Raw genomic sequence first — 13,380 nt, 5'->3', positions numbered from 1 at the left:
ATCGGTTGTGAAAAAAGCGACCGGGATGCCAGGTCGAGTTGCGGGGAATCCCGACAATCGCGCTTGATATGCATGGGGTCGACAGCTTATGCGATGATATCAGCCAATCTGCGGAAGGCAGGAATCATATGCGCACCTTGCCTGATGCTTTCATTTCCGAATTGCCGGGCCACTACAGCGGCAAGGTCCGCGAAAACTACGACCTGCCGGACGGCAGGCGCATCATCATCGCCACCGACCGTCTCAGTGCCTTCGACACCATCCTGACCTCGATCCCGTTCAAGGGGGAGATCCTCACCCAGACGGCGCGGTACTGGTTCGAGGAAACCGCCGATATCTGCCCGAACCATGTTCTCGAATATCCCGACCCGAACGTCGTCGTCGGCACAAGGCTCGACATCCTGCCGGTCGAAATCGTCGTGCGTGGCTATCTGGCGGGAACCACCAGCACCTCGATCCTGACAAGGTACCGGCGCGGTGACCGGGACATGTATGGAATGACCCTGCCGAACGGCCTGCGCGACAATGAAAAACTGGCCGAGCCAATCATCACGCCGACCAGCAAAGCCCAGCACGGTGGCCATGACGAGCCGCTGTCCAAGGCCGAGATCCTTGACCAGGGCCTTCTCACCCAGGCGCAGTGGGATACCGTGTCGGGCTATGCCTTGCGGCTGTTCGCCCGTGGACAGCAGCGCGCCGCCGAACGCGGCCTCATCCTCGCCGATACGAAGTACGAATTCGGCACCGACAGGAACGGGACCATAATCCTTGCCGACGAAATCCACACGCCGGACAGCAGCCGGTACTGGATCGCCAAGAGCTATGAGGAAGCCCTCGCCAGCGGCAGCCGGCCGGAGAGTTTCGACAAGGATTTCATCCGGTCGTGGGTCTCTGCGCGATGCGATCCTTACAGCCAACCGATACCTGACATACCCGACGAGATTGTCGAACAGGCATCCCGGGTCTATGCACAGGCTTACGAGGCAATCACGGGCAGAGAATTCTCTCCCGACCTTTCTGGGCATAACGTCCTGGATCGCATTCGCTCAAACCTCGCGCGTTACTTCTAGCGGCCAAGCGAGACTTCGGTGGGTGGCGCGTTGACCTCTCGGCGCCATGACGCTACGGGATCGAGGGCATTGACCTCGAAGGATTTCCCCCATGGTGCACTACGCTGAAGGACGGCCGCTCGGCGATCTGACGCTGCGCACGCTGGCCATGCCTTCGGATGCCAATGCGGCCGGCGACATCTTCGGCGGCTGGGTGATGGCGCAGATGGACCTTGCCTGCGGCATCCGTGCTGCCGAGCGCGCCAAGGGCCGCGTGGTGACGGCGGCGGTCAAGGAGATGTCGTTCGCCAAGCCGATGAAGATCGGCGACACGCTGTGCATCTACACCCATGTCGAGCGTGTCGGCCGCACCTCGATGACGCTCAAGGTCGAGGCCTGGGCGCAGCGCTATCTCTCAGACCTGATGGAGAAGGTCACCCATGCCGATTTCGTCATGGTGGCGCTGGATGGCGAGGGCAAGCCAAAGGCGGTTCCGGCAGAAGCCTGACCGGGGCTTCGGCGCGCAGCCATGCCGGGGTGAACACGCGGCAGATGCGAAACGGGCCGCGCGCACGGTCTGTTGATGAACGAAGACAATCAGTCAACGATTGCTGAACGCCGCGCTGGCAGGTACCGCCGCGGCTTTGTCCTTGTCCGCTGACGGCGTTCGTCTGAAAGGCAGACCCGAACCCGGTCAACTGCCGCCGACGGAATGCAATGTCGCTAGCGCAGCCATCGGCGAAAACCATTCCAATACAAAGGCTTCAGGCATGCGTCGCGTCGAATTTCTCGCGTGCTGCCCGCACGCGCGTGGTGTTGACGCGAGCCCATTCACCGAGTGCGCTGACCGGGATCAGCAACTCATGGCCGAGTTCTGTCAGCTCGTAATCGACGCGTGGCGGAATGGTCGGGAACACCGTGCGGGTGACGAAGCCGTCTCGCTCCAATCCGCGCAAGGTGGTGGTCAGCATCTTCTGCGAGATGCCGCCGACAGCAGCGCGTAACTCATTGAATCGCAACGGTCCTTGGCCGAGCTTTCCGACCACGAGAACGGTCCATTTATCGCCGACGCGCTGCAGGATTTCCGAAACGGCGCGGCAATCTTCGGTGTTGAGCGGGTTCCTCAGTAACAAAAAGGTGCCTCCTTGCGCCGCGAGTTGACAGTATCTCATATAGCGCCGGTATCCAAACGATACCAGCTTTACTTGCAAGGAAGAGCCCCATGTCAAAACCCAAGATCGCCATCGTTGTCGGTTCCACGCGCGCCGCGCGCTTCGCCGACGTACCAACCCAGTGGATCGCCAAGATCGCCAAATCGCATGCCGATATCGACGTCGAGATCGTCGACCTGCGCGACTTCCCGCTGCCGTTCTTCGACGAGGTCGCATCCTCCGCCTGGGCACCGTCGCAGAATGAAGTGGCGAAGCGCTGGCAGAAGAAGGTCGCCGAATTCGACGGCTTCATCTTCACCGCCGCCGAATACAATCATGGTCCGACGGCCGTGCTGAAGAACGCCATCGACTACGCTGCCAACGAATGGAACAAGAAGCCGGCCGGCTTCGTCGGCTATGGCAGCGTCGGCGGCTCCCGCGCCGTCGAGCAGCTGCGCCTTCATGCGGTCGAATTGCAGATGGCGCCGGTCAAGTCGGCCGTCCATATCGCCTGGGGCGACTTCCTCGCCGTCCGCCAGGGCGAGAAGAAGCTCGAAGAGCTCGAGCACCTGAACCAGGCCGCCACGGCGCTGGTCAACGACGTCGCGTGGTGGGCCAAGGTGCTGAAGGCAGCACGTCAGGCCGACGCCGTCGCCGAGGAAGTCAAGGCGGCCTGACCGTCGGTTCGAATTTTCCTCCCAAGGATCCGGGGCGGCGCTTGCGCCGCCCTTTTCAATTGTGGGAGGCGTGCGTCTCCCGCGCCGGCCTTGGGCGGATGATGCAATCGGTGAGGCGATGCATTTCGTTGAGCTCGTCGGCGTGGTGCTGGCCCCATTGGCAAAGCGCCAGCAGGATCGGCTCGAGGCTGAGGCCGAGACTTGTCGCGGAATATTCGACGCGCGAGGGGACTTCGGCAAAGATCTCGCGGCTGACGAGGCCGTGCTCCTCCATTTCGCGCAGCTGCTGGATCAGCACCTTCTGGGTGATGCCAGGCATCATCGCCTTCAGCGCCGACAGCCGTCGCGGGCCATCAAAGAGATGGTAGAGGATGACCGCCTTCCAGCGCCCAGCGATCACTTTCAGGGCGCGTTCCGCCGGCAGCATCGGCAATCGCTTGATGGGCGGTCTCTTGCTGGGATTGGCCATGGTCACCTCCTGGTCAGCAGGGGACAAATGAGTGTGTAGTCGAGGCTGCGCAGATAGTGGCAAACCGTGGCCGATGCCATAGCGATCGGAGTTTGCCATGAAAGCCATTCAACTCAGCCGCTTCGGCGGTCCCGACGTGCTGGAGGCGGTCGACCTACCGTCGCCAGTGCCGCAGGCCGGCGAGGTGCTGATCCGCGTCCATGCCGCCGGGATAAATTTCTTCGAAGTGCTGATGCGCAGGGATGGCTACGCGGTGACGCCGCAACTGCCGATGATCCTTGGCGTCGAGGCCGCGGGCTTCGTCGAGGCTGTTGGACACGGGGTGGATGCGTCGCTACTGGGAGCCCGTGTCGCCGCGCCCTTGTTCGTTTCAAAGCATCCTCACGGCGGTTATGCGGAGGAGGTGACGATCGACGCCGATCTCGTCGTGCGGCTGCCGGATGCCCTGTCGTTCGAGGATGCCACGGCGTTGATGGTACAGGGGTTGACGGCCCTTCACCTGCTGCGGCAAAGCCCGCCCGGCGGCAAGTCGGTGCTGGTGCCGGCCGCTTCGGGTGGCGTCGGGTCGCTGCTTGTCCAGCTGGCCAGGCTAAAGGGCGCACGCAAGGTGATCGCGGCCGCCGGCGGCAAGGCCAAGCTCGATCTCGCTTTGTCGCTCGGCGCCGATGCCGCCGTCGACTATCTCAAGCCGGATTGGCCCGCTCACCTCCGTGACATCACGGACGGGCAGGGCGCCGATATCATCTACGACACGGTCGGCGGCGCACTGACGGCTGCGTTGCTGCAGGCTCTGGCACCCGGCGGCGAACTGGTGTTCGCCGCACTTGGCCGCTACACGCTTGCGGCTTCCGACCTGGAAGCGATGATCGGCCGCAACCAGTCTTTGAGAGGTTTCGCGCTGCTGCCGCTGCTGTCCACGGACGTACTGAAAGCCAGCCTGTCCGAGCTGTTCCAACTGGCGGCAAGCGGTCGGCTCCAGGTTGCGATCGGCGGCCGCTTCCCGCTCGACCAGGCTGGCGAAGCGCACCGCTTGCTGGACGAGCGCCGCTCGACGGGGAAGGTGGTGCTGATCCCCTAGTTTTGGTCGATCAATCGCCTGCAGAGACCGCTTTACCCATGGTCACGCTGCCTTTCGGCCAGAGCCCCACAAGGCGCGCCCGATCAAGTTGCGTCTGCCCTTGCGTGGGACAAGATCGACATCGCTGACGAGCTTTGCGCCGTCCTCGCGCCGCTCCAGCGTGATCTTGCGGCTATGGAAGGCTTCCAACTCGGCGCGATGCGCCACGCTTATGATGGTGACCTTGGGCAATTCTTGGATGAGCACCTCCATCATCCTGCCCTGGCTTTTCTCATCGAGCGCCGCGGTTGCTTCATCCAGCACGATGATGTCGGGGCTGTGCAGCAGCAGACGCGCGAAGGCGAGCCGCTGTTTTTCGCCACCCGACAAGGTCTGGTCCCATGGCGCGTCGTCCTCGATCCTGTCTGCGAGATAGGCGAGGCCCACTCTATCGAGCGCAGCCTTGATCTCTTTGATCGTCCAGTTGTCGGCGGCGGCGGGATAGGCGACTGCGCGGCGAAGCGTGCCTGAGGGGATGTAGGGTCGTTGCGGCAACATGAACAGCCGCCTGTCGGCGTGGAAATTGACGCTGCCGCCACCCCATGGCCAGAGACCCGCGACGGCCCGCACCAGCGTGCTCTTGCCTGAACCGGATTCACCGGCCACCAGCACCCGCTCGCCTGGTTCGATCACGACCTTGGTTTCCTTGACCACGGACGTGCCGTCGTCGAGCGTCACGGAGAGATTGTCGATGCTGAGCATCGCACCGTCTTCGGTTTCGCCGCGCTGGATGCGTCCCAGGGCGTCGCTCTGCTCGGCGCGCTCGAGCCCATCGAGCGACATCATCAGCGAGGCGATGCGCCTTGCGGAGGCGTTCCAGTCGGCGAGACGGGGGTAGTTGTCGACCAGCCATCCGAATGCGCCCTGCACGATGGCAAAGGCGGAGGCAGCTTGCATGACCTGTCCAAGTGTCATGCTGCCTTCGAGAAACTTTGGAGCGCAAAGCAAAACCGGCACGACCGGCGCAAACAGGCTCGACCCTTGCGACACCAGTGCGGTGCGCATGTGCTGGCCCGTGAGGAGCGCCCATTGTCTGAGCACATGGGCGAACCTCTTGTCGATGCCGCTGCGCTCCTCCTCCTCGCCGCCGAGCAACGCGATACTCTCGCCGTTCTCGCGCACGCGCGTCAGCGTGTAGCGGAATTCGGCTTCCGCCTGGTTCTTTTCCTCGGAGAGGTGGACGAAATGGCGGCCAATCACCGCCATCGAAGTGGACGTCATCGCGGCATAGACGATCGCCGTGATGACGAGGAAGCCGGGAACCGTGATGGTCGAACCCGAGATTGTGAAGCTCAGGGCTCCGCCGATCGTCCACAGCACCACGATGAAGGTCGAGGCCGACAGAAACGCGTTGATGACACCGGCGGTGAAGTCGACCGGGGATTCGGTGGCAATCCGCAAATCCTCCGAAACGCGAGCTTCGGGGTTCTGGTGGTCGCCGCCGACGAGGTTCAACTGATAGTAGCGGCCGTTCGCAAGCCAGCGCGCGATGACCGCGGTGGTGAGCCAGGAACGCCAGCGGCGCTGAATCGTCATGCGAAGAAAGACTTGCGTAACGACAAGGCTTCCGCTTCCGAGCACCAGCGGCACGAAAACGGCGCTCAGGAAGTACACGGTGTGGGCATCGCGTTGCTCAAGGGCGTCGAAAATCGCCCGGTTCCAGCGATTGATCCCATACTGGAAGCCGACGTTCACGCATATCAGGATCAACAGCCCGATCGTGAACGGCCAGGCGAGCCTGTCACCGCCGCGGCCCCAGTAGCCGCGCGCGCCGATCCAGAAGCGCTTCAACAAGTATTTCTTGCGCGCCTGCTCGGCCTCCTCGGGCGTCAGTTCCGGATCGGGTTCGATGACATCGGGCGGCGGCGCGGCCTGGCCGTTGACCTCGGGCGCGGCATGCCCGTCGACCTCGTGCGCGGCATGCCCGTCGACCTCGGGCGCGGCTTCGACGGTCGATGCCTTTTCCTGGCGCGACTTTTCAGCTCCGCGTGGTTTGGCACCGTTGACAGATTTCAGCTTGGATTTGACCCCGGACATAGGCCGACAACGGCTTAAAAATCAAAAGGTTTCATGGATGTCAGCGCTTCTCGACAATTATCAGCGCGGCTCGGCAGGTGGGTGGCGAGGAGCTTGTCGATGAAACGCACGCGGGCCGGCATGGGGCCGGCCCGCCGCGGCCATTCAGGCTACCGCCGGGATGTGACGTGGGCCGGTGAGCATGCCGAGGCCAAGGCCTTTGGTCGAGCACATGACCCATATCATTTTGACGTGACGTCGTCGCGATCCATATCCACAGCGTAGCGCACGGCGCCGCCGTCCATCCGATGGGCGGAATCGACGTCTTGGTGTTTTAGCCGATCTCCGTTGAAAACCGGGTTCCAGCCCTCGATCCTCACAAGTCACTTGCATAATGCAATCCACTAGGCTATGAGTCACTTTCATTTTGAAAGAGACCAGCGACAATGGTTGCCAAAACAAGCTTCGAAACCCGCCCATGCCCCATCGCGCGCAGCCTCGACGATGTGGGTGAGTGGTGGAGCATTCTTCTGCTGCGGGATGCGTTCCAGGGCCTGACGCGCTTCGACCAGTTTCAGAAGAGCCTGGAGATTGCGCCCAACATTCTGACGCGGCGGCTGAACAGCCTGGTCGAGCGCGGCCTGTTCGAGAAGCGCGTCTACTGCGAACGGCCGCTTCGCCATGAATATGTGCTGACCTCCAAGGCGCGCGATTTCCGCCCGGTCCTGCTTTCCTTGCTCGCTTGGGGCAACAAGCATCTGGCGCCGGAGGGCCCCAGCCTCGTCGTTGTGGACAAGGCTGACGGGCGCTGGGCCGAGCCGGTGCTGGTCGATCGCCAGACCGGCAAGGAACTCGACAGCGAGGACTTCGCGATGGCAACGGCACCCAAGGCCACCGATCGCATGCGGCGGCGATATCGCTTCAGCAGCGAAGGCTCAGGCCTTCCGCTGGTCGACAACGCATTGCTTCAGCACAGCCAGGACGAGGGGCGCGGCAGATGAACAAGGTTCTCTCGCCGGCCGAATTGCAGCCATCGGTCGCCCAAAATCTCACGCCTGCCATTTCCGTTGTCGCCACTCCCATGCCCGCCAGGAAGCGTCGCAGGCCGCTGCTGATGTTGGCGGGCCTTGTCGTGATTGGCGTCGCCGGCTGGTACGGCGTCCAGTGGTGGCAGGCCGGCCGCTTTCTCGTCTCGACCGATGACGCCTATGTCGGCGGCAACGTCACGCCGCTGGCGCCACGGGTCGCCGGTTATATCGACCAGATCCTTGTCGAGGACAACCAGCATGTCGCGGCGGGTCAGCTCGTGATCCGCATCGACGACCGGTCCTTCAAGGCCGCGCTGGAGCATGCGCAGGCATCTGTCCAGCAGCAGCAATCGGGTCTCGACAACCTTCATGCCCAAATCTCGCTGCAGAATTCGGTGATCGAGCAGGCCGAGGCCGATCTCGAGGCCAAGAGCGCGGCCGCCGTTTTCACCGCTCAGGACGCGAAGCGCTATGAGGTGCTGGCCAGCACCAGGGCCGGTTCCCAGCAGGACGCCGAGAGAAGCTTTGCCGCCGATGGCCAGGCCAAGGCGTCGGTCGCCGCTTCCCGTGCGGGACTTGCGGCGGCGAAGCAACAGCTCGACGTCCTCAACACCCAGATCTCGGAAGCAACCGCCGCGGTCGCGGCAGCCAAGGCCGATGTCGACACCGCGCAGCTCGATCTCGGCTTTGCCGAAATCCGCTCGCCCATCGATGGGATCATCGGCAACAGGCTGGCGCAGGTCGGCACCTATGTTTCACCCGGCAGCTATCTCCTGACGATCGTTCCGGCATCGGGGTTGTGGGTCGACGCCAATTTCAAGGAAGACCAGTTGCGCCACATGGCCGACGGGCAAGCGGCGACGGTCTATACCGACATTGCACCCGACGAGCCGCTCAAAGGTCACGTCACCAGCCTGGGGCCGGCAACCGGGGCCATCTTCAGTGTGATCCCGCCGCAGAACGCGACCGGCAATTTCACCAAGATCGTCCAGCGTGTTCCCGTCAGGATCACGATCGACCAGGACCAGGCGCAGAAAGTTGCGCTCAGGCCGGGTCTGTCGACCGCCGTGACGGTCGACACCGCGTCGGACTGAGAACGCCATGTCAGAGCGTGCCGTCCCGCAGTCCTTCTTCGCGAGCATCCTGCCGTTCATGGTGATGTGCGTGGGGATGTTCATCGCGCTTCTCGACATCCAGATCGTCGCGTCCTCGCTCCAGGATATCGGTGGCGGCCTGTCGGCTGCCCAGGATCAGATCGGCTGGGTGCAGACATCCTACCTGGTGGCGGAAATCATCGTGATCCCGCTGTCGGGCTGGCTGACGCGCGTGTTCTCGACCCGATGGCTTTTCACCATCTCGGCGGCCGGCTTCACCCTGGCAAGCATGCTTTGCGGATTGGCCTGGAACATCGAAAGCATGATCGCTTTCCGCGCGCTGCAGGGGCTGCTCGGCGCGTCGATGATCCCGACGGTCTTCACCTCGTCGTTCCACTATTTCCAGGGTCCGAGGCGTGTCTATGCGGCCGCGGTGGTTGGCAGCATCGCTTCGATCGCGCCGACGCTCGGCCCCGTCATCGGCGGCTGGATCACCGATACGCTGAGCTGGCATTGGCTTTTCTATGTCAACGTCATTCCCGGCACCATCATCACGATCCTCGTTGCCGTCCTGGTCAAGATCGACGAACCCGATCCGTCCCTTTTGAAGGGCGCCGACTACATCGGCATCGTCCTGATGGCGGTCAGTCTGGGCACACTTGAATATGTTCTCGAGGAGGGTTCGCGCTGGAACTGGTTCGATGATGCGACAATCCGCAATGGCGCCATCCTCGCCGGGATCACCGGGGTTCTGTTCGTCGTCCGTAGCCTCACCTATTCGCAGCCGGTGGTCGATTTCCGCGCCTTCGGCAACCGCAATTTCGCGATCGGCTGTTTTCTCTCGTTCATCACCGGCGTCGGCATCTTTGCCACGATCTTCCTGACGCCGCTGTTTCTCGGTTACGTGCGCGGCTACGACGCCCTGCAGACCGGGCTGGCGGTCTTTTCCACAGGTGTCGCTTCGATGGTCGGCGTCCCCGTCTACATCTTTCTCGCCAAGCGCTTCGACACGCGCTGGCTGATGATGTTCGGGCTTGCCTCCTTCGGCGCGTCGATGTGGAGCTTCAGCGCGATCACCAGCGAATGGGGCGCCGCGCAGCTGCTTCTGCCGCAAATCTTTCGTGGCTTCCCGCAGGTCTTCGCGGTCGCGCCGAGCGTCAATCTCGGCCTCGGCAGCCTGCCGCCCGAACGGCTGAAATATGCCAGTGGCCTGTTCAACACGATGCGCAATCTCGGCGGCGCGGTCGGCATCGCCGTTTGCGGCGCCATCCTGAACGACCGCACCAACTTCCATTTCCTGATGATCGCATCGCACCTGACGCCACAGAATGAGGCCGCCATGCGCCTCGTCGACGGCGTCGCGCTGCGCTATGGCCAGATCCCGGGCGCAGTGGCCGACGGTCACACTGCTTCGCTGAAACAGCTGTGGCAGCTGGCTTATCGCGAGGCATCCACGATGGCTTACGCGGATGCGTTCCTGGTGATCATGAGCGCGTTCGTCATCGCGACGGCTCTCGTACCGTTCCTGCGCAACGTCACACCTAAGGCGCCGCCTCCGGACGCACATTGAGGCGGATCGAAGCGAGAACGAATCTGACAGGAGCCAGCAGTGCCTGACGGTCAGCGCACGGCTTCTCGGTGCGAGCCGGGCAGGCGGGTTGCGATCAGCTTGTCGATGCGGCGGCCGTCGAGATCGACCACCTCGAAGCGCCAGCCCTGCGCGTCGACGCATTCGCCGGTCGCCGGCAGATGGTGCATGTGCGCCAGCACGTAGCCGGCGACGGTCTCGTAGTCGCGGTTTTCCGGCAGGTCGAAGCCCAGAATCTCGGCCATTTCGTCGGCCTGCATGTAGCCGGCGAGCAGCCATGAGCCGTCCTCGCGCTTGACGGCGTTTTCCTCGTCGCCGGCATCGATGTCCGCCCTGAAGACGCCGGTGATGGCTTCGAGAATATCGGCCGGGGTGACGATGCCTTCGAAGTGGCCGTACTCGTCATGCACCAGCGCCATCGGCACGTCGGATTCCTTGAGCTTCTGCAACACGTCCAGCGCGTCGGCCTGGTCATAGACGATGGGGGCGGCGCGCGCATGCCTGCGCGGGTCGAGCACATGGCCGGCAAGCAGCGCGGCGAGCACGTCGCGCGTCTGGACGACGCCGACCATGACGTCGACGCCACCGTCGCCCGCAGGCAGGCGCGAATGCTGGGTCTCCATCAAAAGCTTGCGGATGGTACTCTCGTCGGACTGCAGATTGATCCAGTCGACCTCGGTGCGCGGCGTCATCACAGCGCGTACGGCGCGGTCGCCAAGCCGCATGACACCGGCGATCATGCGCCGCTCGTCGGATTCGATGGTGCCGTGGTGCTCGGCCTCGGCGACCAGCATCTTGATCTCCTCGTCGGTAACCTTCTCCTCGCTTTCGCCGCGCTGGCCGAGCAGCCACAATATGGCACGGCCGGAAATGTCGAGCAGGAAGACCAGAGGAGCCGAGACGGTGGCCAAGATGGTCATTGCCGGGGCCGCCCGCGCGGCCACGCGCTCGGGATCGCGCAAGGCGATCTGCTTGGGCACCAGCTCGCCGACGATCAGCGAGAAATAGGTGATGACGGCGACGACGATGCCGACGCCGACCGGATCGGCGACGTTTTCGCGCATGCCGGTCGAGGCCAGGAAGGTGGCCAGCCGGTCGCCTAGCGTGGCGCCGGAAAACGCGCCGGAGAGAACGCCGACCAAAGTGATGCCGATCTGCACCGAGGACAGGAACTTGCCGGGATTGGAGCCAAGCTCAAGGGCCCGGCCGGCGCCGTTGACGCCGCGGTCGATCATCGCCTTGAGCCTGGCCGGGCGCGACGAGACGATGGCGAGTTCGGACATAGACAAAAGGCCGTTCACACAGATGAGGACGACCACGATAGCGATTTCGACGTATAGCATGAGCGGTCAATAGCATTGCGGCGCGGCTTTCGAAAATAGTCCGCCAAGATTTTTAGAAGATGACAGTGACAGCTCTCAACCGATGTCGTCTGCGGCATCGGGCTCACAGCCAATTTTCAGGTCGATCCCGGACCATCTGGTCTCAGAACACATGATCTCACGGCAGTTGCTTCAACACGCCGACAACGGCCTCGCCGTCGGTGAAATAGGGATCGCCGCCGCCATTGCGCCCGCTGCTGGTGGCGCCGATGCCGGCCATGTCCCTGGTCGAGATCAGTGTGCCGGCGGTGGCCAGATCGCGCATCAGGAAATTGCGTTCGGCATCGATGTCGCGGCCAATGTGATGGGTGATGGCGCCGGTATCGTGGCTCAGCCCCACGCCGCGATCGAAGCTGGCCGAACCGAGCCACAGCGGCCGGCCGTCGTCGCCGCTCGCGCCTGTCTGCCAGAGGCGGACATGATGACGCCGGTCGGCGCTGGCTCCCACCGGCTTTTCGAACGCAAGATCCTGGGCTCGGCCGTCGAACAGCAGCCGGCTGACCGGCGCATCGGGATAGGGATGGTCGAAGAGCACGCTTTCACCGATCTCGATCGCGGTCGTCAAGGTCACCGCGTCGGCAGTGTCCCAGCCGGCGACGGCGAAGGCATGGACCACTTCCTTCTTGGTGCCGACAAGGCCGACATTGATCGGATCACCCGGAATGCCCTGCGGCGTGTGCGTCACCATCTCGAAGCGCTGGGTGCGAAAGCCGCGATCCCGGAATGTCCAGAATTCCGGCGCGGCGAAATAGGCGAGCGCCAGATAGGCGGCCAGGAAGGCCGCCACCCAGATTGCAATGCGTCGCCGAAAACTTCGCTGGCTCATCACCGTCGCCCGAACGTTCCGGCATCACTCTATGCGATGTCGTGTTTCGCCGGCAAAGGGCGTCGACATGCTGTTGTCCGACGCTCTAGCGGCAGGCGCGATAACCGTTCCTGCGGTTCTTGATGTCGAAGTGGAAGTGGTTGCGGTGGTCGTAATTGTAGCCGGGGCCGAGCACGGTGGTGAAATACTGGCAGCCGTCGGCGCGCACATTGTTGAGGAAACCGCGAGTGCGGAAGGCGAACAGGCCGGGCTTGCGCACGTCGATGTCGTCGCCATTGTTGAGCTCGATGCTCATCACATCGAGCGCGTTGCCCTTACCGTGCTCCGACAGCACACCTTCGCCGGCAATGTTGCGGCAGGAATAGCTGGAACCCTGGTGGATGGTCTTGACGCCGGAGAAATAGCGCCAGCGGGCGGAGGGAACGAGTTCGTTCTTCGTCCAGCCGGCGAAGGTCGCTGCCATGTCGCAGGTCAGCGTGGCGGCGGGCTTCATCTGGATGCTGCCGATGGCCGAGACCTTGACCGGATAATCGATGCCGCACTGACCTTCATGGATCGGCGCCAGGTCGGTGTAGGCGACATCGAGGCGCTTCAACTGCTGGCGGCAGTCGGTTTCGCTGGCCGGCATCTGCTCGACAGGCGACATCGGCTCATCCATGCGCGGATAGGCGGCGCTCGTCATATAGGGATTGGACGGAACAAGCTTCTGCATGCCCGTGTATTGCGGCACGGCAGCGGTCTGCGAGCCGACATCGACGGCCGGTTCAAGTGACAGCACGCTGCCGGTGTTGCAGGCCGAAACCGCCGCGAGGGCAAGGCCGGCGGCGACCATCGCAGCACTTTTCGATTGGCGCGCGGCGGTGGAAAACACGACGCGAAATTTGCCGACCATTGGCGGAAATCCCATTCACGGATATCCGGCATTTTAACGATCAAGGGTAAAGGAAAACTCAGCGCCCGTGTTCATGCCTGCGGCCGAATTG

General features: G+C 63.2%; 13 protein-coding genes. 7 read left to right on the top strand and 6 right to left on the bottom strand.

All coding sequences use genetic code 11. The features are described from left to right. The first annotated feature begins 128 nt into the window (after positions 1 to 128). Positions 129 to 1,070, top strand: coding sequence for a phosphoribosylaminoimidazolesuccinocarboxamide synthase (locus AC1D08_RS21070; protein WP_477423901.1), 942 nt, complete (start codon positions 129 to 131; stop codon positions 1,068 to 1,070). A gap of 91 nt (positions 1,071 to 1,161) precedes the next feature. Further along, the gene (locus AC1D08_RS21065) at positions 1,162 to 1,557 is read left to right on the top strand and encodes an acyl-CoA thioesterase (RefSeq protein ID WP_095090906.1); all 396 of its coding nucleotides are present in this window, start codon (positions 1,162 to 1,164) and stop codon (positions 1,555 to 1,557) included. Positions 1,558 to 1,813: 256 nt separating this feature from the next. Here AC1D08_RS21065 and AC1D08_RS21060 read toward each other — a convergent pair whose 3' ends face one another. Beyond that, complete coding sequence (locus tag AC1D08_RS21060; protein ID WP_167392347.1) at positions 1,814 to 2,182, bottom strand: winged helix-turn-helix transcriptional regulator; 369 nt, start codon at positions 2,180 to 2,182, stop codon at positions 1,814 to 1,816. A gap of 89 nt (positions 2,183 to 2,271) precedes the next feature. On the opposite strand from AC1D08_RS21060, the gene AC1D08_RS21055 reads away from it, so the two are divergent. Next, positions 2,272 to 2,877 (top strand): NADPH-dependent FMN reductase, encoded by a 606-nt coding sequence (locus AC1D08_RS21055; protein ID WP_095090908.1) that lies wholly within the window; start codon positions 2,272 to 2,274, stop codon positions 2,875 to 2,877. Positions 2,878 to 2,932: 55 nt separating this feature from the next. On the opposite strand, the gene AC1D08_RS21050 is transcribed toward AC1D08_RS21055, so the two are convergent. Beyond that, entirely contained in the window at positions 2,933 to 3,346 is a 414-nt protein-coding gene (locus AC1D08_RS21050; RefSeq protein WP_457153637.1) for a winged helix-turn-helix transcriptional regulator, read from the bottom strand. 97 nt (positions 3,347 to 3,443) lie between these two features. Between AC1D08_RS21050 and AC1D08_RS21045 the strand changes: the two genes are divergently transcribed. Next, positions 3,444 to 4,424 (top strand): quinone oxidoreductase family protein, encoded by a 981-nt coding sequence (locus tag AC1D08_RS21045; RefSeq protein WP_457153638.1) that lies wholly within the window; start codon positions 3,444 to 3,446, stop codon positions 4,422 to 4,424. Positions 4,425 to 4,466: 42 nt separating this feature from the next. On the opposite strand, the gene AC1D08_RS21040 is transcribed toward AC1D08_RS21045, so the two are convergent. Next, complete coding sequence (locus tag AC1D08_RS21040; protein WP_457153639.1) at positions 4,467 to 6,500, bottom strand: ABC transporter ATP-binding protein/permease; 2,034 nt, start codon at positions 6,498 to 6,500, stop codon at positions 4,467 to 4,469. 425 nt (positions 6,501 to 6,925) lie between these two features. On the opposite strand from AC1D08_RS21040, the gene AC1D08_RS21035 reads away from it, so the two are divergent. From AC1D08_RS21035 to AC1D08_RS21025, 3 genes are read left to right on the top strand one after another with little or no spacing between them, the layout of a single operon-like run. Beyond that, a complete protein-coding gene (locus AC1D08_RS21035) occupies positions 6,926 to 7,480 on the top strand; it encodes a winged helix-turn-helix transcriptional regulator (protein WP_095090912.1) in 555 nt (184 codons plus the stop codon). Beyond that, positions 7,477 to 8,601: an HlyD family secretion protein gene (locus AC1D08_RS21030; protein WP_457154050.1), complete on the top strand. Its 1,125-nt coding sequence runs from the start codon at positions 7,477 to 7,479 to the stop codon at positions 8,599 to 8,601. Before AC1D08_RS21035 ends, AC1D08_RS21030 begins: the two co-directional genes overlap by 4 nt. A gap of 7 nt (positions 8,602 to 8,608) precedes the next feature. Continuing rightward, positions 8,609 to 10,171 (top strand): DHA2 family efflux MFS transporter permease subunit, encoded by a 1,563-nt coding sequence (locus AC1D08_RS21025; protein ID WP_457154051.1) that lies wholly within the window; start codon positions 8,609 to 8,611, stop codon positions 10,169 to 10,171. Between the two features lie 50 nt (positions 10,172 to 10,221). On the opposite strand, the gene AC1D08_RS21020 is transcribed toward AC1D08_RS21025, so the two are convergent. The 3 genes from AC1D08_RS21020 to AC1D08_RS21010 all read right to left on the bottom strand — a co-directional run bounded on the left by AC1D08_RS21020 (position 10,222) and on the right by AC1D08_RS21010 (position 13,289). After that, positions 10,222 to 11,532 (bottom strand): hemolysin family protein, encoded by a 1,311-nt coding sequence (locus AC1D08_RS21020; RefSeq protein WP_457154052.1) that lies wholly within the window; start codon positions 11,530 to 11,532, stop codon positions 10,222 to 10,224. Between the two features lie 157 nt (positions 11,533 to 11,689). After that, positions 11,690 to 12,397: an LssY C-terminal domain-containing protein gene (locus tag AC1D08_RS21015; RefSeq protein ID WP_477423898.1), complete on the bottom strand. Its 708-nt coding sequence runs from the start codon at positions 12,395 to 12,397 to the stop codon at positions 11,690 to 11,692. A gap of 85 nt (positions 12,398 to 12,482) precedes the next feature. Beyond that, positions 12,483 to 13,289: an extensin-like domain-containing protein gene (locus tag AC1D08_RS21010; RefSeq protein WP_457154807.1), complete on the bottom strand. Its 807-nt coding sequence runs from the start codon at positions 13,287 to 13,289 to the stop codon at positions 12,483 to 12,485. Between the last annotated feature and the right edge of the window lie 91 nt (positions 13,290 to 13,380).

The organism is Mesorhizobium sp. P2_E6 (assembly GCF_056403835.1).
Note: the sequence above shows the minus strand (reverse complement) of the source record. Positions and strands in the feature narration are given on the sequence as shown.

Excerpts from the sequence above, each read along its gene's own strand:
- AC1D08_RS21055 (WP_095090908.1), top strand. The coding sequence starts at position 2,272 with ATGTCAAAACCCAAGATCGCCATCGTTGTCGGTTCCACGCGCGCCGCG.
- AC1D08_RS21025 (WP_457154051.1), top strand. The coding sequence starts at position 8,609 with ATGTCAGAGCGTGCCGTCCCGCAGTCCTTCTTCGCGAGCATCCTGCCG.
- AC1D08_RS21070 (WP_477423901.1), top strand. The coding sequence starts at position 129 with ATGCGCACCTTGCCTGATGCTTTCATTTCCGAATTGCCGGGCCACTAC.
- AC1D08_RS21020 (WP_457154052.1), bottom strand. The coding sequence starts at position 11,532 with ATGCTATACGTCGAAATCGCTATCGTGGTCGTCCTCATCTGTGTGAAC.
- AC1D08_RS21050 (WP_457153637.1), bottom strand. The coding sequence starts at position 3,346 with ATGGCCAATCCCAGCAAGAGACCGCCCATCAAGCGATTGCCGATGCTG.
- AC1D08_RS21040 (WP_457153639.1), bottom strand. The coding sequence starts at position 6,500 with ATGTCCGGGGTCAAATCCAAGCTGAAATCTGTCAACGGTGCCAAACCA.
- AC1D08_RS21035 (WP_095090912.1), top strand. The coding sequence starts at position 6,926 with ATGGTTGCCAAAACAAGCTTCGAAACCCGCCCATGCCCCATCGCGCGC.
- AC1D08_RS21045 (WP_457153638.1), top strand. The coding sequence starts at position 3,444 with ATGAAAGCCATTCAACTCAGCCGCTTCGGCGGTCCCGACGTGCTGGAG.
- AC1D08_RS21010 (WP_457154807.1), bottom strand. The coding sequence starts at position 13,289 with ATGGTCGGCAAATTTCGCGTCGTGTTTTCCACCGCCGCGCGCCAATCG.
- AC1D08_RS21030 (WP_457154050.1), top strand. The coding sequence starts at position 7,477 with ATGAACAAGGTTCTCTCGCCGGCCGAATTGCAGCCATCGGTCGCCCAA.
- AC1D08_RS21015 (WP_477423898.1), bottom strand. The coding sequence starts at position 12,397 with ATGAGCCAGCGAAGTTTTCGGCGACGCATTGCAATCTGGGTGGCGGCC.
- AC1D08_RS21065 (WP_095090906.1), top strand. The coding sequence starts at position 1,162 with ATGGTGCACTACGCTGAAGGACGGCCGCTCGGCGATCTGACGCTGCGC.